The sequence below is a fragment of the Neisseria sp. P0008.S010 genome (genome assembly GCF_051962715.1).
Classification (GTDB): Bacteria; Pseudomonadota; Gammaproteobacteria; order Burkholderiales; family Neisseriaceae; genus Neisseria; species Neisseria elongata.
Window position 1 is genome coordinate 65,375 of the sequence record NZ_JBQCVA010000001.1, and the last position, 19,613, is coordinate 84,987.

Here is a 19,613-nt window from a genome sequence, read left to right on the forward strand (position 1 = left end):
GCGCGTTTCTTTTTTCAGACGGCCTTTTCGTCATGCTCAGCTACCGACACGCCTTTCACGCCGGCAACCATGCCGACATGCTCAAACATTTTGTCCTTTGTCTGGTGTTGGATTACTTCAACCGCAAAGACAAACCCTATTGGTACATCGACACCCACGCCGGTGCGGGTTTGTACGATTTGTCGGGCGGCGAAGCGCAAAAAGTGGGCGAATACCGCGACGGCATCGCCCGCTTGATAACGGCGGAAAAACTGCCTGACGCGCTTTCGGCCTTCCGCGCACGCCTGCAAGCCATGCTACCGCAGGCCGGCCTGTATTGCGGCTCGCCGTGGCTGGCGCAGGCCGCAACGCGCGAAACCGACAAACTGCGCCTGTTCGAACTGCATCCGGCGGATTACCGGCATCTGCAAAACAATATGGAAACGGCAGGCTTGAAACGGCGCGGCATCATCAGGCAGGAAGACGGCTTCCAAGGCTTGATTGCCCTGCTGCCGCCGCCGACCCGCCGCGCCGTGGTCTTAATCGACCCGCCGTACGAACAAAAACAAGATTACGCCCGCGTCGCCCACACACTGAAAGAAGCGCGCAAACGTTTCGAACAGGGCTGCTATCTTGTTTGGTATCCCTGTCTGAGCCGCGAGGAGAGCCGCAAACTGCCCGAACAACTGCAAAAGCTTTCGCCCGACAATTTCTTGCAGGCCGAGTTGTACGTCAAACAGCCTGCCCGAGACGGCTTCGGTATGCACGGCAGCGGGATGTTCGTCATCAACCCGCCTTACCTGCTGGCGGAACAGTTGCGCGACAGTCTGCCGGTTCTGACCGAGCTGCTGGCGCAGGATGCGGGTGCGCGTTTCGTATTGGAATGCAGAGGATAAGGACGGAGGCCGTCTGAAAAAAGAAAACCGCCCGAAAGGGCGGTTTTCCATATCTTGCCGAATTAGCGTTGTGCAGACTGCACGGCGGGTTTCAACAAATGGTCTTTGTTGAAGGCCGAAGTATCGACATGGTTTTTGACAAAATACATGCCGCCGAAAACGGCTGCGGCGATGATGAAAACGCTGACTTTCATTTGCACTCTCCTGTGGTTGCCTGACGGCTGTTATTTTGATTTGAATCGTGGGAAGGAATGTGCGGCATGGTAATCGAACAGGATTTTTTTACACAAGCTTACGGATAATCGGTTTATTTTTTAGGCAGGCGGTATAGGCGGCGGGCGGCTTGAACCACAGTGCCGATGCCTGCGGCGGCCAGCAGGAACAGCAGCGGCCATACGACCAATTGCGGCAGCAGCCACAGCAGTAGGGCGGCGAGCAGGAATGTTGCGCCGATACTCAGTTGCGCCCATGCTTCGGAGGGCGCGACGGGGCGGATTTTGCCGAGCTGACCGTCCAGCATGGCGGCCAGCTGCAGTGCCCGACGCACCATGCCGTTTACGCGGCCCCGGTACGGCCGCTTCCATGCGCGGGCGCGCCGCCGCAGCAGTTGCGTGTGGGCGTGTTCGTCGAGTACGACTTCGGTGGCGTGTTGCAAATCGTCCAAAAAGATTTTTTCCAGTTCGGCCACGGTGTCGGAATCTTCGATGGAAATGTCCAGTTCGCGGTTGGCATACCAGCTCGACAGGTTCAGGTTGGTGCTGCCGACCCGCGCCCATGTGCCGTCGATGAGGGCGGATTTGGCGTGCAGCATGGTGCCGTCCCACTCGAATACGCGCACGCCCGCGTCCAGCAGCTGGCGGTATTGCGTGCGCGACACGGTGCCTATCCATTTGATGTCGGAGGTGCGCGGGACGAGTATCCGCACGTCCACGCCGGCGGCTGCGGCGTTTATCAGTGCCTGCGTGTACATGCGGGTGGGCATGAAGTAGGCATCGGTAATCCACAGGTTGTCCCGCGCCAGGCCGATAAGGTTCAAATCCAGCCGTACGGTGTTGGTGTTGTCGGGTGTGGTGGCCAGCACGCGGGCCTGAATGTCGCCGCAAGGGTCAAGTGTGCCGCGTTCGTAGTTTTTCAGCGTGGCGGGCAGGGATTTTCCCTGAGAGGCCAAGGTGTCGGCAAAGGCGGCCATAATGTCGTGCACCGCCGGGCCGTCGATGCGCAGGCCGGTGTCGCGCCACGGGGCGATGCCGCGGTTCGGGTCGCCTTCCCAGGCCGAAGAGATACATAAGCCGCCGACGAAGGCGGTTTGCTCGTCGATGATGATGGATTTGCGGTGGTTGCGTGAGACCATGCCGAGTCCGAGCGAGAGGCTGGGCGGGTTGTAGGCCGTGATGTGCGCGCCTGCCTCGCGCAGAGGGCGGAAAAAGCCGGTAAGGTGTGCGGGCAGGCAGCCTAGCCAGTCGTAAGCCAAGACGACGGTTACGCCCTGCGACAGTTTTTCCAGCAGGATGTCGCGGACGCGGCGGCCGAAGGCGTTGTCGGCGAAGATGTACATTTCGATGCAGATGCTCTCTTCGGCCGCCAGCATGGCCGCTTCCCAGGCGGGGAAGTTTTCCGTACTATCGAGCAGGATTTCGATGCGGTTGCCCGAACCGGCCTCCGCACCGGAGGCGCGGGAGACCAGTTGTTCGATCAGGCTGTTGGTGGTAACGGCGGATTCGCGGCTCATGCTGTTCCTTTGTGCTGTCGCATATGTCTGAGGCCGTCTGAAAAAGTGCAGGGCGGCTTTTCAGACGGCCTGTACGGTTCGGTTACATTTGTATCGAACCGCTCACGGTTACGCGGATTTCTTCGCTGCCGGGCGAAACGGGCAGGTCGGGTGCGGCGGGCGCGGACAGTGCTTCCGGCGCGGCGGCGTATCGTCCTTCGGCCAGGGATTTTTCCAGGACGGCGGACGGGCTGCCGGATTCGTTGATGCGGAGTTTGACGATTTTATAGCCGGAGAAACCCAGTGCTTTGCCCAAATCGGCGGCGCGTTCTTGGAAACGGTGCAGGGCGGTGCGGCTCAGTTCGTCCACGGTTTCTTTTTGTTTTTGTTTGGACAGGGAGAAAGAGGTGTTTTGCACTTCGGCTTCGGCCTGCGAGTCGGCAATCAGGCGGTTGAGTGCGGCGAAATCCTTGCTTTTCACCGAAAATTCCACCGATTCCTGCCAGCCGGTCAGGATGCGTTTGTTGTTGCGGTATTCGTAGGTTGGGACGGCGGTGCGGCCGAACTGCGCGGCTTCGAAGGTTTTGCCTTCGGTACGGCGGGAAAAAGACTGGAGTTTGGCAGTAAAGGCGCGGTTTACCGCCGAACGGTCGCGGCCTTCGGCACGGATGACGAAGGAGGCGGTCATGGTGTCACGCGGCACGGTGGCGGAAACGCTTTCGTCAAATTCGACGATGTTGTAGTTCAGCGGTTCGGCACCGGCGGCGGTACAGGCCAGTATCAGGTTCAGGAGTAGGGCGGGCTTGTTTTGCATTTCGGATGTCCTTTCCTGCGGGCGGATATTTTTCAGACGGCCTCACACTGCGGTAGAGGCCGTCTGAAAAGTGTTGCCGCCGGGTTTATTCAAGCTCCAGGACGGCGGAAGTGTAAACGTTTTGCACGTCGTCCAAGGCTTCGAGCGCGTCGATGAGTTTCTGCATTTTGACGGCATCGTCGCCGCTCAAGACGGTTTCGTTCTGGGCGCGCATGGTAACGTCCCCGTCTTCCGATTTGAAGCCTGCCGCTTCGAGCTTGGCTTTGACTTCCGCCCAATCGGCGGGGGCGGTGATGACTTCGATGATGCCTTCGTCGTCGGCAATCACGTCTTCCGCACTGGCTTCCAGCGCGGCTTCCATCAGTGCGTCTTCGTCGACGCCGGTGAAGACCAGGTAGCCCTGATGGACGAAGTTGAAGGCCACGCAGCCGTCGGTGCCCAGATTGCCGCCGTTTTTATTGAAGGCGTGGCGCACGTCGGCGACGGTGCGGGTTTTGTTGTCGGTCATACAGTCTACCATCAGGGCCGCGCCGCCGATGCCGTAGCCTTCGTAGCGCAGTTCGATGTATTCCACGCCTTCCAGATTGCCCGTGCCTTTGTCGATGGCGCGCTGGACGTTGTCTTTCGGCATGTTGCTGGCCGCGGCCTTGTCCATGGCCAGGCGCAGGCGCGGGTTTGCGCCGGGATCGCCGCCGCCCAGGCGCGCGGCGACGGTGATTTCTTTAATCAGACGGGTGAAGATTTTGCCGCGCTGTGCGTCGGCTCGGGCTTTTTTGTGCTGGATGTTTGCCCACTTGCTGTGGCCTGCCATATATTTTGTCCTTTTTATTGCTGTTTCGGAGGGCGGTTTCAGACGGCCTGTCAAACGGCACCGCCTGCCGCATTGAAAAAGAAAGGCGCGATTTTATCATACTGCGCCGTCTGAAAACACTTGCCCGCCGGGCTTGCAATTTCGCCCTGCGGCCTAAATATTGCCGCCCATCGAAAAGGAACAATCAAACCATGGATAATCTGACCGACCATTTTCTGATTGCCACGCCCTCTCTGGAAGACCCGTTTTTCGGCGGCAGCGTGGTCTATATGTGCCGCCACGACGGGGACGGCGCTTTGGGGCTGGTCATCAACAAACCTTCGCCGATACCGATGGATGCGGTATTTTCCGCCATCGACAAGCCCGTGCCCGAACAATTCCGCAGCAGCCTCGTGATGATGGGCGGGCCGGTGCAGATAGACCGCGGCTTCGTCGTCCATTCGCCCTGCGGGCAATGGCAGAGTAGTATCGCCGTCAATGCCGATACCGCGCTGACCACGTCGCGCGACATCATCGAACGGCTGGCGGAAAACGATGTCGTCGGCAAGGCGATTTTGACCATAGGCTGCGCCAGTTGGGATGCGGGGCAGTTGGAACGCGAATTGGAAGAAAATTCGTGGTTGGCCGTGCCTGCCGACGGCAATATCCTGTTTGACCTGCCGTTTCACGAACGCTACCGCGCGGCACTGGCCAAGATCGGTATCGAGCCGGTGATGCTGATGAGGGAGGCGGGACATGCCTGAGGCCTTGTATCCCGCACCGGCCGGGACGTGCCTGGCCTTTGATTTCGGCGAGGCGCGCATCGGCGTGGCGCAGGGCGGCGCGGAAGTCGGCATCGCCCATCCGCTGCAAACCGTTTCCGGCGAGGGCAACGAACGCAAATTTGCCGCGATTGCCCGCCTGATTGAAGAATGGCGGCCCGATTATCTGGTGGTCGGCCTGCCCGTCCACAGCGACGGCACGGAACACGAGCTGACGCGGTTGGCAAGGAAATTCGGCCGCCGCCTTCACGGCCGCTTCGGCCTGCCTGTGTATTGGGCGGACGAACGGCTGACTTCGCTGTACGCCGAAAGTCTGTTGGGCGAGGCGCAGGTGTTCGGCCGCAAACAGAAGGCGGTGTCGGACAGTGTGGCGGCACAGGCCATCTTGCAGGGCTTTTTTGCCGGCGGGGCGGTTGAGTTTTTCGACGGCGGAGAATGACCGCAGCCGTGTGTTTTTTGTTTGAGTTACCATTGGAAAGGCCGTCTGAACAATCTGTTTCAGACGGCCTTTTTGTGTTTGTGTTGTGGTTTATTTGTCCAACAGGGCGACGAGTACGGCCTTGATGGTGTGCATCCGGTTTTCGGCTTGGTCGAAAACGATGCTGGCCGGGCTTTCAAATACCTCTTCCGTCACTTCCACGCCGTCGAGGCCGAAGGTTTTGTATATCCATTCGCCGACTTTGGTTTCGCGGTTGTGGAAGGCGGGCAGGCAGTGCATGAATTTGACTTGCGGGTTGCCGGCGGCGGCCATCAGGTCGGTGGTAACGCGGTAGCCGCGCAGCAGGTCGATGCGTTCCTGCCAGACTTCTTTCGGTTCGCCCATGCTGACCCATACGTCGGTGTGGATGAAGTCTGTGCCGCGCACGGCTTCTTTCGGGTTGTCCGTCAGCAGCAGGCGCGCGCCGCTTTTTTCGGCCAGGCTGTGTGCCTGCGCGATGATGTTTTCAGACGGCCACAGGGCTTTGGGTGCGCCGATGCGCGTATCCATGCCCAGCAGTGCGCCGATCAGCAGCAGGGAATTGCCCATGTTGTAGCGCGCGTCGCCGACGTAGGTGTAGGCGGTCTGTTGCAGGGGTTTGCCGCTGTGTTCGCGCATGGTAAGGAGGTCGGCCAGGATTTGGGTGGGGTGGAATTCGTCGGTCAGGCCGTTGAATACGGGCACGCCGGCGTAATGCGCCAGTTCTTCCACGACTTCTTGTCCGTAGCCCCTGTATTCGATGCCGTCGAACATCCTGCCCAACACGCGGGCGGTATCTTTGATGCTTTCTTTGTGGCCGATTTGGCTGCCGCTCGGTTCGAGGTAGGTAACGCCCGCGCCTTGGTCGCGCGCGGCCACTTCGAAGGCGCAGCGGGTGCGGGTGGAGGTTTTTTCGAAAACCAGGGCGATATTTTTGCCGCACAGGCGCGGTTTTTCGCGTCCGGCTTTTTTGTCGGCCTTCAGTTCGGCGGCCAAGTCGAGCAGGACACCGATTTCTTCGGGAGTGTAGTCGGTGAGTTTGAGGAAATGTTGCTGCCGCACGGTCATTGTCGTCTCCTTGTTTTCAGACGGCCTTTCGCAAAGCCGTTTCAAAAGGCTATCTTAAACGGATTTAATCTTTTTTAACAGTGCTGTTTCAGACGCTTTTGCGCCGCGTCAAAGGCCGTCTGAAAACATTCGGCGGCGAAATCGGGTAGAATCCGCGCTTTTGTTTTGAAGTTGCAGAATTAAGTTATGTTGGAAATATTGAAGGCCGCGTTGTTCGGCATTGTGGAGGGCATTACCGAGTGGCTGCCCGTTAGTTCGACAGGGCATATGATTTTGTTGAACGAGTTTGTGTCGTTGGACATGACGCCCGAGTTTTGGAAGATGTTTTTGGTCGTGATCCAGCTTGGGTCGATTATGGCGGTGGTGGTGCTGTATTTCGACAAGCTTTGGCCGTTTGCCGGTGGTCTGCGCCTGAAGCCCCATGCCGTGCCGCTGTGGAGCAAAATCATGCTGGCCTGCGTGCCGGCGGCGGTCATCGGTTTGGCTTTGAACGATTGGATAGACGAGCATTTCTACAATCCGTGGACGGTTGCGCTGGCTTTGATTACGTTCGGCGTTGCCTTTATCGCGGTGGAAAACCGCAATCAAAGCCATCGGCCGCATACGGTCGAGCTGGCGGCGATTTCCTATAAGCAGGCTTTTTGGGTGGGGATGTTTCAGGTGATTGCCGCCGTGTTTCCCGGAACCAGCCGTTCGGGGGCGACGATTTTGGGCGGCATCGCCGTCGGCCTGAGCCGCGCGGTGGCGGCGGAATTCACGTTTTTCCTGGCCGTGCCGGTGATGTTCGGTGCCAGCCTGCTGAAAATCGCGAAACACGGTTTGTCGTTCAGCGGTCATGAGTTGGCGGTGATGGGTAGCGGGATGCTGGTGAGTTTTACCGTCAGTATTCTGGCCATCAAATTTTTGATGTCGTATATCAAACGCCATGACTTCAAGGTGTTCGGCTGGTATCGGATTGTGCTGGGTTTGCTGGTGATTGCATATTTCACATTGATTAAATAGCGGTTTGAAAAGGAAGAGGCCGTCTGAACCGCCGGAAAACGGTTTTTCAGACGGCCTCTTTTACATTGCGCCGTAATTGGGCCCGCTGCCGCCTTCGGGGCAAACCCAAGTGATGTTCTGCGTTGGGTCTTTGATGTCGCAGGTTTTGCAATGTACGCAGTTGGCGGCGTTAATCTGCAGTTTCGGGCTGCCGTTTTCCTGCACGATTTCGTACACACCGGCCGGACAGTACCGCGTTTCGGGCGAGGCGTATTCGCGGAGGTTGATGCCTGTCGCGGCCTGCGGGTCGGCGAGTTGCAGGTGGACGGGTTGGTTTTCCTCGTGGCTGACGTTGGCGAGGAAGACGCTGCTCAAACGGTCGAAAGTCAGCACGCCGTCGGGTTTGGGATAGTCTATCGGCGTGCAGTCGGCGGCCTTTTTCAGGCTGCCGTGGTCAGTTCCGTGGTGGCTGATGGTCCACGGCGTGCGGCCTTTGAACAGGTATTGTTCCAAACCGGTGTAGGCGAAGGCTGGCCACATGCCCCATTTGAAAGACGGGCGGACGTTGCGGACTTCGTGCAGTTCGCGGTAGAGCCAGCTTTGTTCAAAAAGGGTTTGGTAACTTGCGGCTTCGCGGCCGCTTTCGGCATGGTCGTTTTCGTCCAACACGGCCAGCACGGCTTCGGCGGCCAACATGCCTGATTTCATGGCGGTGTGTATGCCTTTGATGCGCGGCACGTTCAAAAAGCCCGCCGCATCGCCGATTAACAACGCGCCCGGGGCGGTGAGTTTTGGCAGGCTTTGCAGTCCGCCTTCGCTCAGGCTGCGGGCACCGTAGGCGATACGCCGCCCGCCTTCGAAGGTTTTGCGGATTTCGGGGTGGGTTTTGAAACGTTGGAATTCTTCAAACGGCGACAGATAGGGGTTTTGATAGTCGAGTCCGACGACGAAGCCGACGGCTACCTGGTTGTCGTTCAGATGGTATAGGAACGCGCCGCCGTAGGTTTTGCTGTCGAGCGGCCAGCCCGTGCTGTGCATCACCAATCCGGGCTGTGATTTTTCGGCAGGGATTTCCCAGATTTCCTTGATGCCGATGCCGTAGGTTTGCGGCTGGCTGTGTTTGTCCAACTCGAAACGGCGGATAAGCTGTTTGCTCAACGAACCGCGGCAGCCTTCGGCAAACAGGGTTTGTTTGGCGTGCAGCTCTATGCCTGCCTGAAACATTTCGGTCGCTTCGCCGTCCTTGCCCACGCCCATGTTACCGGTGACGATGCCTTTGACCGAGCCGTCGGCGTGATACAGGATTTCGGCGGCGGCAAAGCCGGGATAGATTTCCACGCCGAGGTTTTCCGCCTGTTCGGCCAGCCAGCGGGTCAGCAGTCCGAGGCTGATGACATAGTTGCCGTGGTTTTGGAAGCAGGGGGTAACGGGCAGTTTGAACGCCCGCTGTTTGGTGAGGAAGAGTACCTTGTCTTCGCTGACGGGGCAGTCGAGCGGTGCGCCGTTTTCGCGCCAGCCGGGCAGCAGTTCGTTTAAGGCTTTCGGGTCGATGACCGCGCCGGCCAGAATGTGCGCGCCGACTTCCGAGCCTTTTTCCACAACGCAGACGCTGATTTCCCGCCCGTCTTTTCCGGCCAGTTGCTTCAGGCGGATGGCGGCGCTCAGCCCGGCAGGCCCTGCGCCGACAATCACGGCATCGTATTGCATACTTTCGCGTTCGATGGTTTGTTCCATGTTTGTGTGTTCCTTGGTTTTATTCGGGCGCGATTATACCGCAGGCCGTCTGAAAAATATCTTCAGACGGCCTGCGATGCGGGCGGTTTAGCGGTTGAAGCGCAAGCCGTCCGACGGTTTGCCGAATTCGATGGGCGGGCATTGCCAGTGTTCCAGCAGTTTGTTGATTTGTTTGATTTTGTGTCGGCGCACGGGTTTGCCGAACATCACCGGGGCGTTGATGGCGAAACGCCGCTTGGCAAACAGGAAATTGACGACTTCTACGATTTCCATCTCGTTGCCGTGAAAGCGGATTTCGGTGGAGCTGGTCAGCAGGCCGTGGCCTTTGGTGTAACAGTTTTCTTCCGTGCGGCGGTATTTATTCAACTGCGCCCACAGTTCGAAATCGGGGCTGTAACGCGCGCCGTTGGGCACGGGGACGGAGAGTGCGGGGTAGGTGCGTTGCGCTTTGTTTGACATTACCCACAATATAACGATTGATAAAATCCCGCCGAACAGTCCGCCGACAATCGAGCCGATAACAATGGGAAGGAGGTCGCCCTGCATAATGTTCTCCCGATATGGCAACTCATGGAAAGAGGCCGTCTGAAACCCTGTTTCGAAAAAGGGTTTTCAGACGGCTTGGATAGACGAATCTGTGCGGGTTATTTAGAAGCGGCTTCTTCGGCAGCTTCAGAGGCGGCTTCTTTAGCTTCTTCTGCAGCTTCGGAAGCAGTTTCTTTAGCATCCTCGGCCGTGTCGGCAGCTGAAGGAGTACCTTTCAGGGCATTCAGGGATTCTTTACAAGCTGCATCGCGCTGGTCGGCAGGCAGGTTTTTCATCGCCTCTTTGCCTTGTTCGAATGATTTTTGCAGTTCTGCTTTAGTGGCCGCATCGACATTGGCGATAGAATCGGCAAATGCTTTTTCATATTCGTCGCAAACTGAACCGCTGGTAGCTGCGTTGCCACCGGTGGCGCTGGCAGAATTTGTAGAACCGGAATCTCCGCCACAAGCGGACAATGCCAATGCGGTCAACAGGGATGCCAGTAAAGCGGATGTTTTCATTTGTATCTCTCTTTGGTTTGTTGTTGAAAAGAACTTGGATTGTTATGATATTCCTTTCGTTCGTCAAGATTTTTGCGGTTATTTATTTATATCGGTCAGAAAGTTGATTGGAAAAAGCAACATTTCAAACTGTTCTTGCCGGCGTGCTTTATAATCGCGCTCCTTTGTGTCCGATGCTCCCGAGATAACGTATGAAATGGTTGAAACGCAGCAATACCCTTTGGAAAACCGTCCGCCGCTACGGCTTGGCCGAACTGTTTGTCCCGTTGGCGAAAAAGGGTTGGCAGCGCAGGTTGCTGGCCGCTCTGCCGCAATCGCGCGATTCGGTGGGTGAGCCCCTGCCTGTGCGGTTGCGGCTGGCTTTGGAAAGCCTGGGGCCGGTGTTTGTGAAATTCGGACAGGTCCTTTCCACCCGCCCCGACCTGATTCCGCACGATTATGCGGTGGAATTGGCCAAATTGCAGGACAAAGTACCGCCTTTCGATGCGGATTTGTCGCGCCGTCAGATTGAAAAGGCCTTCGGCAAGCCGATTGCGGAACTTTATGCCGAGTTTGAAACGCAGCCGGTAGCCAGCGCGTCGGTGGCGCAGGTGCATAAGGCGCGGCTGCACGGCGGCGAACGTGTGGCGGTAAAAGTGTTGCGGCCGGACATCCTGCCGGTTATCGAGCAGGATTTGGCACTGCTGCGTTTCGGTGCGGGTTGGGTGGAGCGGTTGTTTGCCGACGGCAAACGCCTGCGGCCGCGCGAAGTGGTGGAGGAATTCGACAAGTATTTGCACGACGAGTTGGATTTGATGCGCGAAGCGGCCAATTGCAGCCAGCTCGGCCGTAATTTCAAAGACAGCGAAATGCTGATTGTGCCTAAGGTGTTTTATGATTATTGCAGCCGCGACGTGCTGACCATCGAATGGATGGACGGCACGCCGGTTTCCGATATTGCCGCCTTGCGGGCGCAGGGGCAGGATTTGCACAGGTTGGCGGAATACGGTGTGGAAACTTTTTTCACACAGGTGTTCCGCGACGGCTTCTTCCATGCCGATATGCATCCGGGCAATATTTTGGTGTCGGCCGACAACCGCTATATCGCGTTGGATTTCGGCATCGTCGGCAGCCTGACGGATTACGACAAGCGTTATTTGGCGATTAACTTTCTGGCTTTCTTCAACCGCGACTACCACCGTGTCGCTACGGCGCACATCGAGTCGGGCTGGGTGCCACCCGAAACGCGGGCGGAGGAGTTGGAAGCGGCGGTACGCGCAGTGTGCGAGCCGGTGTTCAACAAGCCGATTTCCGAAATTTCCTTCGGTTTGGTTTTAATGCGGCTGTTTGAAGTGAGCCGGCGGTTTAACGTCGAAATCCAGCCGCAGCTGGTGTTGCTGCAGAAAACGCTGTTGAATATCGAGGGGCTGGGGCGGCAGTTGGAGCCCGATTTGGATTTGTGGGTGACGGCTAAACCGTTTTTGGTGAGATGGATGAACGAGCAGGTCGGGCCGAAAGCCTTTTGGCGCAATTTGAAGAACGAAGCACCGGATTGGGCGGAAATGCTGCCCGCCCTGCCGCGCAAACTGAATGCGCTGGTGGACGAGGCGCGGCAGAAGGAAATGCGCGATGCCTATGTCCATTTGGTGAAAATCCAGCAGCGGCAGAGCTTGTGGTTGGCGGTAATTGCCGTGGCTTTGGTGTTGATTTTGCTGTTTAAATAGGATTTTTAGATAAGGGGAGGCCGTCTGAAAAGGGTTCAGACGGCCCCAAACCTGAAAGGCCGTCTGAAAACCTTATTCTTTGACATAAACGATTTCGACATCGTAGTCGTCTTCATTCCAGTCGTCGTCATCGTCATCGAGTTTGTTCCGCCATTCTTCTTCGCGGCTGAGCGGGGAGTCGAGGCCGCTTTCCAGACGCAATACGGACAGCAGGTGGTAAATATCCTGTGGCAGCGGGGCTTCAAACTGCATTTCCTCGCCGCTTTGCGGGTGGATGAAACTCAGGCGGTAGGCGTGCAATGCCTGTCGGGCCAATGCCTTGATTTCGGTTTTTACCGTGTCGGAGCAGGGATGGCGCGGGTTGCCGTAAACGGGATCGCCCGCCAGCGGATGCTTGGCTTCGCGCATGTGGACGCGGATTTGGTGGGTTCGGCCGGTTTCCAGCGAGCATTCGATGTAGCTGTGCGCCTGGTAGCGTTCCAAGACTTTGACGTGGGTAACGGCTTCTTTGCCGCCGAATTTTACCACCGCCATTTTGACGCGGTTGTGCGGGTCGCGTCCGATTTGGGTTTCGATTTTGCCGTCGAACGGCACGATGCCGTCGGCAACGGCACGGTAGATGCGTTTGACGGTACGGGTTTGCAGCTGCTGCACCAAGTGGTTTTGCGCGGGCAGGGTTTTGGCCACGACCATCAGTCCGCTGGTGTCTTTGTCCAAGCGGTGGACGATGCCTGCGCGCGGGATGTTTTGCAGCGCGGGGCAGTGCGCCAAGAGGCCGTTGAGCAGCGTACCGGACCAGTTGCCCGCCGCCGGGTGGACGACCAGTCCGGCGGGTTTGTTCAAGACGATGACGCTGTCGTCTTCGTATATGATGTCCAAATCCATCGCTTCGGGCGTGAAGGCCAGGGTTTCGTTGCTTTCGCGGATTTGCACGGCCAGCTTCTCGCCGCCGATGAGTTTGTCTTTCGGTTTGGCCGGTTTGCCGTTTACCGACACCGCACCTTCTTTAATCCAGTCGGCCAGCCGCGAGCGGGAGTAGTCGGGCAGCAGTTTGGCCAGCGCGGCATCGAGCCTCAGGCCGGCATATTCGAGGGGGACGGTTAAATTTAGACAACTTTCCGCAGTGGGGGCTGCACCAAAATCGAAATCGTCGTTATAATCGGCGGCATTTTCAAAGGAAGAGTTCTGCATGAAAAAAATTCTTTTAGTAGTAGCTTTGGGTATCGCGCTGGGCGGTTGTGCCGCCAACAAGGGAACTTCCGACAAAGATGCGCAGATTACCCAGGATTGGCCGGTCGAGAAGTTGTATGCCGAGGCGCAAGATGAGTTAAACAGCAGCAATTATACGCGGGCTGTCAAGTTATATGAACTTTTGGAATCGCGTTTCCCTCAGGGGCGTTATGCGCAGCAGGCTCAGTTGGACACAGCCTATGCCTACTACAAGGACGAGGAACGCGAAAAAGCATTGGCGGCGGTCGAACGCTTCCGACGCCTGCATCCGCAGCATCCGAATATGGATTATGCCCTTTACCTGAAGGGTTTGATTTTGTTTAACGAAGACAAATCGTTCTTGAACAAGCTGGCTTCCCAAGACTGGTCCGACCGCGACCCGAAAGCCAACCGCGAGGCCTATCAGGCGTTTGCCGAGCTGGTTCAACGTTATCCTCAGAGCAAATATGTCGAAGAAGCGTCCAAGCAGATGGAAAAACTGGTCGATGCGCTGGCGGGTAACGAAATTTCCGTCGCCCGTTATTACGCCAAACGCGGCGCACATCTGGCCGCTGCCAACCGTGCGCAGAATATCATTACGGGCTTCCAGAATACCCGCTTCACGGAAGAGGCCTTGGCGATTATGGAAGTGTCCTACCGCAAAATGAACCGCCAGCAGTTGGCGGACGATACCCGCCGCATTTTGCAGCAAAACTTCCCGCAAAGCCCTTATTTGCAGCAGGAATGGAGGAGCGACGATGCGCCGTGGTGGCGTTATTGGAAATAGCTTTTTAACAATCGGCAGGCCGTCTGAAAGGTTTTCAGACGGCCTGCGGCGTATAATGGGAACGGCAGGGCTAATTTTGAGGAGTCATTATGGATTTGCACGGCATACGCGAAGATTACAGCAAGCGGCAGTTGTCGGAGGAAGATTGCGCGGCCGACCCGATCGTTCAATTCGAACAATGGCTGAACGAAGCCATGACGGCGCAGGTAAACGAGCCGACCGCCGTCAATGTGGCCGCCGTCGGCACCGACGGCCGGCCGAACAGCCGCATGGTTTTATTGAAGGAAGTCAATCCGCGCGGTTTTGTGTTTTTCACCAACTACCAAAGCCGGAAAGGGCAGTCTCTGGCCGCACACCCGTTTGCCGCACTGACGTTTTTCTGGCCCGAGCTGGAACGGCAGGTGCGCGTTGAGGGCAGGGTGGAAAAATTGGATGCCGCCGCGTCCGACGAATATTTCGCCAGCCGCCCCTATACAAGCCGCATCGGGGCGTGGGCGAGCGAGCAGAGCAGCGTGATTGCCGACAAAAGCGTGCTGGTCAAACGCGCCGCCGCCATTGGTTTGAAACATCCACTGAACGTGCCGCGCCCGCCGCATTGGGGCGGCTACATCGTTATCCCCGACCTCGTCGAATTCTGGCAGGGGCGGCCGAGCAGGCTGCACGACCGCATCCGATACAGGCTTTCAGACGGCCTTTGGTTGAAAGAACGTCTCGCCCCGTAAAACGGGAAGGCCAGCATATTTGCAAGGAGAGCGACATGATTTATGCAGACAAGCCTTTCCCGCGCGTTTTGACCATTGCCGGCTCCGATTCCGGCGGCGGCGCGGGCATACAGGCCGATTTGAAAACCTTCGGCGCGTTGGGCGCATACGGCGCAAGCGTCATTACCGCCGTTACCGCCCAAAACACGAAAGGCGTGCAGGGCGTGCATACCGTTCCGGCCGAAATGGTACGGCAGCAGTGCGAATCGGTGTTTTCCGACATCCGCATCGACGCGGTAAAAATCGGCATGCTGCCCGATACGGAAACCATCCGTACCGTAGCCGACGTGTTGCGCCGTCATCCCGCGCCGTTTGTCGTTGCCGATCCCGTGCTGGTAGCCACTTCGGGCGACAGACTGGCGTTGGAAAATACCGTCGAAACCATTTTGTCCGAGTTGATGCCTCTGGCCGACCTGCTGACACCGAACCTGAACGAACTCGCGCAGCTGACCGGAAAAACGCTGCCGCAAGATGAAACAGAAATGTTGGGGCAGGGGGAAATGTTGTTGAAACGGGGCGCGAAAGCCGTATTGCTCAAAGGCGGCCATTGGAGCGGGGAGTTCGCCCGCGATTGGCTGGTGCGGCCGGATGCCGATCCGCAATGCTTCATCAACAGCCGCATCGATACCCGTCATACGCACGGCACGGGTTGCACTTTGTCCAGCGCGATTGCCGCGCTCTACCCGCACCGCCGACAGTTGCCTTTGGCCGTTGCCGCCGCCAAAAGTTACCTGCACGGCGCGATAGATGCGGGACGGAGCTGGCGTTTGGGAGAAGGTGCGGGGCCGGTTGCCCATTTTTGGCGTACCGTCCGTTGACGAGATAAATTCAAGATAAAGCGAAGGCGCATGCTGAAGAGCATCAGTTGTTGGACGGCATTATGCGCAAGGCAAACAATCTATGAGACTTGATGCTGCTTCAAACCTAGATTTTAAAGATCGTCTTCTTAAAGATATTGAAGATATTAGAAACTTATTTGGAGATGCTTGCGAGGATGCTATTGCAAAGGTTATTGCATACGCAAAACAGAAAAATTTTATTTAACAATACCAACTAGAGGTAATAATGAATATTCCAAAAATCTACTTTAAGCTATCTAAAAAATTTAAAGATGGTGGAACATTAAAAGAAGAACTAGACCAATTTGGCAATCTTCTTGAAACAGAAATTTCTGATATATTTACGACAGAAAAACAATTAACAAGAGAAAGTAAAAATATTTTAGAAAACTACCTTGAAGCTGATGATGAACTTTATTCATCTAACTTATCAAACTTGAATCAATATAGTTTAGGTTCTAACTATATTCCAAGTAAGGCCATTTGTTTTGCAACTGATGGCACTGGTAATCCATTTTGTATGGATTTTCTTAATGGAGAAATGCCAAGAATCATTTTTTGGGATGATGGAAATCTTGAATGGAGAATAATTGCGGATAGCATCGAAAACTTCTTTAATCTCTTTGACCCAGATTGAATCATCCAGCAAGCGTAGCCTGCGCGGTAGGGTATGTGCGGAACGCACGCACGCGGTTTCAGCCTTCAGGTAGCCCCTAACAGGCTACCTGAAAAAGTGCAGGCTGCTTTTTAACGGCTTCAAAGCCCTAAAAAGCAGCCTGCACTCCACTGACCAGGACAGCTACGAACCCCTGGCGTATGTATTCCTGAACAAAAAGGACGAGAAACTCTACCTGTCCTACTACCATACCGACCAAATCGGCATTCTTTGTGAATAAGCACTGTTCGGATTTCCGAGTCAATACCGTTTTATATATGTGATGTGGGTTGCCGTACGGGAAGATGTTCAGGCTATAAAAAGGCCGTCTGAAACGCGAAATGTGGTTTTCAGACGGCCTTTTTATGATTTGTGAATATATTTCGGACAAGCGGTTGATGCTGTAGAGAGCGAAAAGGTTTATTTCTTCACAGCCAGACTCACGGTAAAGATGCCGTCTTCGTCTATCCACTGATGGATTTTTTCAAAACCGGCTTTCTCGACCAACTGATCCATTTCCTGCTGGCTGCGGCGGCGCATTACCCAGTTCGGACTGCCTGCTTTGTGGCTGGTCAGCGCGCGCGCAATCATTTCGAGCTGCGGATGCCACGGCTGTCCGGTGTAAATCAGGTAGCCGCCCGTTTCAATCGCATCGCCGAAGCCGTAGAGCGAGTTTAAAATCAAATCGTTGTCGGCAAACAATTCGTGCAGGCCGGAAACGATGCCCAGCGTAGGACGGGGTTGCAAATCCTGATAATTGGCGCGGTCGTAGGCATTGACCTCGTTGAAAGTAACCGTGTCTTGCAGGCCGCGTTCGGCAATCAGCTTGCGTCCGGCTTCGACGTTAATCGGACTGTAATCGCGCAGGCGCACGGAATCGGGCAAAGTATCGGCAGTCAGCGCGTCGAGCACATAACGGCCGTGCCCCGAGGCAATATCGAGAACGTGTACGGGTTTGCCCGCTTCGCGCAGCTTGGCAGAGGCCGTCTGAATCGCTTTGCCGATATTGGTTTTGCGTTGGCGGATGCCGCGCCAGCCGATGGCGTTGAGATAGTGTTTGTCCACCGCCACACCAAAGGCATTGCTGCCCTGCGGCTGGTTGCGGTACACATAATCAAGCGTACTGCCGGAGTCGTAGCCGGTTTCCTTGCCGATTTTCAAACCTTCGCTCCAGCGCGCGCCAAGGTCGAGGGCGGCGCGGTAAACCGCCCAGAATACGCCGCGCGGCGAACAAATAGACAAAGGTGTTGCCAATTCGTCGGCTTCACGGCGGCTGTCGCCGTGTAGGTGCTCTTGGGTCAGATCAACCGGTAGGGGTGGGTTGTCGAAACGCTGGCGGATAAAGCGGCGCATTTCGACAAAGGCGATTTCGCGGTTTTGCTCGCCCAAAGTGTCGTGATAGAAGCCGGGCAGGATATGGCGTTCTTTGATGCGGCTGCCCAAGCGGTTGTAGAAATCGTGTTGCGGTTTGTGGTGAACCACCCAGTCGCTGCCGGAAATCAAAAGCTGCAAGGGCGTGGTAATCGCCTGCGCGTCGGCGACGACGCGTTCGGCGGCTTCATACAAACCGAGCAGGATGCGCACGGAAATAGCGCGGGTAATCAGCGGGTCTTGGTTGAAACTGTCTTGGCGTTCTTTATTGTGGGTCAGGTAGTGGGATTTGACGTAGCTGTTCATAAAGAAATTGCCGCGCCATTTCTGCATGATTTTCAGGCCGGTGCGGGCGAAGGGAACGTAGAGTTTGACTTTGAATGCGGGCGATGCCAATACGGCGCAGCGGATTTTCGGCGCGTAGTCGTGCAGCCAAGTGGACACCAATACCGCGCCGACGCTTTGCGCGATCACGCAGATGTTTTCAGGTTTGATGCCGTATTCGCTTTGGATGTGGCGGATAAAGTCGTCCACATCGGCAACGGAAGTACCGATACTGGGGCTGTCGCCGCGTTCGCCGGGGCTATGGCCATGACCGCGCGCGTCCCATGCGAAATAGGCAAAATCGTCGAAACCGAGTTCGTCGGCAACAAACATCATCCGGCCGGAATGTTCGTGGCCGCGGTGGAACAGCACGATGGCTTTATCGGCCGAGCCGTCGGCAGCGGGTCGGTAGCGGTAGAAAAGTTCGGTGCCGTCTTGGGTGGCGAAGTGTTTTTGCTGTTCCTGCATGGTGCTTCCAAGTAGTTATCAGTTTGCGAACGGTATCACGACATATCGGCTGTATGCAATAGAAGGAAGGACTGGTGTAGACCGTCTGAAAAATTCGGCAGCGGGAAAATCGGGCGCAAAAAAAATGGTGTGGCGGTATTACTGCCACACCCAAACACACACACATCAAGAGGAAAGGAAAGAAAACTTGCCTGCCGCTATGGAGATTCGCAAATTTCACCGATTTTATCGGCCGATTACATAGAATCCCGTTGTCAAGCGGGGGCGATTATAAGCGAATCCTTTTCATTGGCTTTGATGCAGGTCAAGGTTGGATGCTTCGTAGATTTTTTATTGAAGCGGTTGGTTTTTCCCTGTTCCGACTGAAGGCGGTTATTTTGACTACATGCAATTACATAAATTTTACTTTCAGGGTATGATGCGGCCCTTGCTGCAAACAAAGGTGTGGAAATTTTTATGAGCCAGATCGGTAATCATGCATTTATGCAGAAATTTGTCGAGTTGCTAAATAGTGCGTCGCCTAAATTGGCGGTGGAATTGATTGCTCCGGATGCTGTTTTCAATTCGGTCATTACCGGCAGGGAGCATACGGGGCCGTCAGGATATTTGGAGATTTTGGCTGCTTTGAAATCAGGTTTTCCCGATGTGCGCTGGGAATTGCAGGAGTTGGTCGGGGAAGGCAATGTGGTGGCCGCCCGTTTCAATATTTCGGGAACGCACCTGGGTGAGTTTCAGGGAATCAAGCCCGGCGGCAAGGAGGTAAGGATTTCTGCCATGAACCTTTACCGTCTGAAAAGCGGAAAGGTGGTTAAGGAGTTTAACCAGTTTGATAATTTGTCTTTGTTGTGGCAGATAGGCGTGTATCCGCCGATGGAATAATCGGATTGAACGGAAAGTTTAAAGGCCGTCTGAAAAAGTTTTCAGACGGCCTCAATGCAAATTCGAAAGCGGAAATAAAAAACTGCCTTAACGGCAGTATTTGTTTTTGGTGCCCAGGAGAAGACTCGAACTTCCACACCCGTGAGGATACTAGCACCTGAAGCTAGCGCGTCTACCAATTCCGCCACCTGGGCAATATAAAATAAAAAGCAAAGTATTTGATGGTGCCCAGGAGAAGACTCGAACTTCCACGCCCGTAAGGACACTAGCACCTGAAGCTAGCGCGTCTACCAATTCCGCCACCTGGGCTTTGCTTTAATAACCGTCTTGCGTTAAAGTAACGGAAAACGGAAGCGGGCATT

Annotated in this window: 21 protein-coding genes and 2 tRNA genes; 11 read left to right on the plus strand and 12 right to left on the minus strand. The window is 55.8% G+C overall.

Features of this window, described 5'->3' with window-relative positions; genetic code table 11:
- Positions 1–32: 32 nt before the first annotated feature.
- Complete coding sequence (locus ACTHSL_RS00365; RefSeq protein ID WP_440379910.1) at positions 33–875, plus strand: 23S rRNA (adenine(2030)-N(6))-methyltransferase RlmJ; 843 nt, start codon at positions 33–35, stop codon at positions 873–875.
- A 62-nt stretch (positions 876–937) separates the two neighbouring features.
- Here the strand turns inward: ACTHSL_RS00365 and ACTHSL_RS00370 are convergent, their stop codons facing one another.
- The 4 genes from ACTHSL_RS00370 to ACTHSL_RS00385 form a co-directional block, all read right to left on the minus strand.
- Complete coding sequence (locus ACTHSL_RS00370; RefSeq protein ID WP_440379911.1) at positions 938–1,069, minus strand: cell surface protein; 132 nt, start codon at positions 1,067–1,069, stop codon at positions 938–940.
- A gap of 113 nt (positions 1,070–1,182) precedes the next feature.
- On the minus strand, positions 1,183–2,604 hold the full coding sequence (locus ACTHSL_RS00375) for a phospholipase D-like domain-containing protein (RefSeq protein ID WP_440379912.1): 1,422 nt from the start codon (positions 2,602–2,604) through the stop codon (positions 1,183–1,185).
- A gap of 82 nt (positions 2,605–2,686) precedes the next feature.
- Positions 2,687–3,397 carry an SIMPL domain-containing protein gene (locus ACTHSL_RS00380; RefSeq protein WP_440379913.1) on the minus strand — a complete coding sequence of 237 codons (711 nt, stop codon included), beginning with the start codon at positions 3,395–3,397 and terminating at the stop codon, positions 2,687–2,689.
- An 85-nt stretch (positions 3,398–3,482) separates the two neighbouring features.
- Positions 3,483–4,208 (minus strand): YebC/PmpR family DNA-binding transcriptional regulator, encoded by a 726-nt coding sequence (locus tag ACTHSL_RS00385; protein WP_440379914.1) that lies wholly within the window; start codon positions 4,206–4,208, stop codon positions 3,483–3,485.
- 191 nt (positions 4,209–4,399) lie between these two features.
- Between ACTHSL_RS00385 and ACTHSL_RS00390 the strand changes: the two genes are divergently transcribed.
- Both ACTHSL_RS00390 and ruvX read left to right on the plus strand, forming a co-directional pair.
- A complete protein-coding gene (locus ACTHSL_RS00390; RefSeq protein WP_440379915.1) occupies positions 4,400–4,951 on the plus strand; it encodes a YqgE/AlgH family protein in 552 nt (183 codons plus the stop codon).
- Positions 4,944–5,408 carry a Holliday junction resolvase RuvX gene (ruvX, locus tag ACTHSL_RS00395; RefSeq protein ID WP_428846546.1) on the plus strand — a complete coding sequence of 155 codons (465 nt, stop codon included), beginning with the start codon at positions 4,944–4,946 and terminating at the stop codon, positions 5,406–5,408. The genes ACTHSL_RS00390 and ruvX overlap by 8 nt, the downstream gene beginning before the upstream one ends.
- 90 nt (positions 5,409–5,498) lie before the next feature.
- Here ruvX and argF read toward each other — a convergent pair whose 3' ends face one another.
- Positions 5,499–6,494, minus strand: a complete 996-nt coding sequence (gene argF / locus ACTHSL_RS00400) for an ornithine carbamoyltransferase (RefSeq protein WP_440379916.1) — start codon at positions 6,492–6,494, stop codon at positions 5,499–5,501.
- A gap of 186 nt (positions 6,495–6,680) precedes the next feature.
- On the opposite strand from argF, the gene ACTHSL_RS00405 reads away from it, so the two are divergent.
- Positions 6,681–7,496: an undecaprenyl-diphosphate phosphatase gene (locus tag ACTHSL_RS00405; RefSeq protein ID WP_107854770.1), complete on the plus strand. Its 816-nt coding sequence runs from the start codon at positions 6,681–6,683 to the stop codon at positions 7,494–7,496.
- 60 nt (positions 7,497–7,556) lie between these two features.
- Here ACTHSL_RS00405 and ACTHSL_RS00410 read toward each other — a convergent pair whose 3' ends face one another.
- The 3 genes from ACTHSL_RS00410 to ACTHSL_RS00420 all read right to left on the minus strand — a co-directional run bounded on the left by ACTHSL_RS00410 (position 7,557) and on the right by ACTHSL_RS00420 (position 10,255).
- Complete coding sequence (locus ACTHSL_RS00410) at positions 7,557–9,209, minus strand: electron transfer flavoprotein-ubiquinone oxidoreductase (RefSeq protein WP_440379917.1); 1,653 nt, start codon at positions 9,207–9,209, stop codon at positions 7,557–7,559.
- Between the two features lie 87 nt (positions 9,210–9,296).
- The gene (locus tag ACTHSL_RS00415; protein WP_440379918.1) at positions 9,297–9,755 is read right to left on the minus strand and encodes a hypothetical protein; all 459 of its coding nucleotides are present in this window, start codon (positions 9,753–9,755) and stop codon (positions 9,297–9,299) included.
- Positions 9,756–9,853: 98 nt separating this feature from the next.
- Entirely contained in the window at positions 9,854–10,255 is a 402-nt protein-coding gene (locus ACTHSL_RS00420; RefSeq protein ID WP_440379919.1) for a DUF5339 family protein, read from the minus strand.
- Positions 10,256–10,446: 191 nt separating this feature from the next.
- Between ACTHSL_RS00420 and ubiB the strand changes: the two genes are divergently transcribed.
- Positions 10,447–11,958 carry a ubiquinone biosynthesis regulatory protein kinase UbiB gene (gene ubiB, locus ACTHSL_RS00425; RefSeq protein WP_440379920.1) on the plus strand — a complete coding sequence of 504 codons (1,512 nt, stop codon included), beginning with the start codon at positions 10,447–10,449 and terminating at the stop codon, positions 11,956–11,958.
- Between the two features lie 72 nt (positions 11,959–12,030).
- Here ubiB and rluD read toward each other — a convergent pair whose 3' ends face one another.
- Positions 12,031–13,149 (minus strand): 23S rRNA pseudouridine(1911/1915/1917) synthase RluD, encoded by a 1,119-nt coding sequence (rluD, locus tag ACTHSL_RS00430; RefSeq protein WP_440379921.1) that lies wholly within the window; start codon positions 13,147–13,149, stop codon positions 12,031–12,033.
- On the opposite strand from rluD, the gene ACTHSL_RS00435 reads away from it, so the two are divergent.
- From ACTHSL_RS00435 to ACTHSL_RS00455, 5 genes are all read left to right on the plus strand, one after another.
- The gene (locus tag ACTHSL_RS00435) at positions 13,148–13,954 is read left to right on the plus strand and encodes an outer membrane protein assembly factor BamD (RefSeq protein ID WP_107970446.1); all 807 of its coding nucleotides are present in this window, start codon (positions 13,148–13,150) and stop codon (positions 13,952–13,954) included. The genes rluD and ACTHSL_RS00435 overlap by 2 nt on opposite strands.
- Before the next feature lie 89 nt (positions 13,955–14,043).
- On the plus strand, positions 14,044–14,676 hold the full coding sequence (gene pdxH / locus ACTHSL_RS00440) for a pyridoxamine 5'-phosphate oxidase (protein ID WP_440379922.1): 633 nt from the start codon (positions 14,044–14,046) through the stop codon (positions 14,674–14,676).
- A 35-nt stretch (positions 14,677–14,711) separates the two neighbouring features.
- Entirely contained in the window at positions 14,712–15,533 is an 822-nt protein-coding gene (gene thiD / locus ACTHSL_RS00445; RefSeq protein ID WP_440379923.1) for a bifunctional hydroxymethylpyrimidine kinase/phosphomethylpyrimidine kinase, read from the plus strand.
- Positions 15,534–15,615: 82 nt separating this feature from the next.
- Complete coding sequence (locus ACTHSL_RS00450) at positions 15,616–15,759, plus strand: hypothetical protein (RefSeq protein WP_440379924.1); 144 nt, start codon at positions 15,616–15,618, stop codon at positions 15,757–15,759.
- A 21-nt stretch (positions 15,760–15,780) separates the two neighbouring features.
- On the plus strand, positions 15,781–16,191 hold the full coding sequence (locus ACTHSL_RS00455; protein WP_440379925.1) for an SMI1/KNR4 family protein: 411 nt from the start codon (positions 15,781–15,783) through the stop codon (positions 16,189–16,191).
- Between the two features lie 438 nt (positions 16,192–16,629).
- On the opposite strand, the gene ACTHSL_RS00460 is transcribed toward ACTHSL_RS00455, so the two are convergent.
- The gene (locus ACTHSL_RS00460) at positions 16,630–18,372 is read right to left on the minus strand and encodes a bifunctional alpha/beta hydrolase/class I SAM-dependent methyltransferase (protein ID WP_440379926.1); all 1,743 of its coding nucleotides are present in this window, start codon (positions 18,370–18,372) and stop codon (positions 16,630–16,632) included.
- A gap of 456 nt (positions 18,373–18,828) precedes the next feature.
- Between ACTHSL_RS00460 and ACTHSL_RS00465 the strand changes: the two genes are divergently transcribed.
- Positions 18,829–19,251, plus strand: a complete 423-nt coding sequence (locus tag ACTHSL_RS00465; RefSeq protein ID WP_440379927.1) for an ester cyclase — start codon at positions 18,829–18,831, stop codon at positions 19,249–19,251.
- A 107-nt stretch (positions 19,252–19,358) separates the two neighbouring features.
- Here the strand turns inward: ACTHSL_RS00465 and ACTHSL_RS00470 are convergent.
- A tRNA-Leu gene (locus ACTHSL_RS00470) sits at positions 19,359–19,445 on the minus strand.
- 28 nt (positions 19,446–19,473) lie between these two features.
- Positions 19,474–19,560 (minus strand) — tRNA-Leu (locus tag ACTHSL_RS00475).
- Positions 19,561–19,613 lie beyond the last annotated feature (53 nt).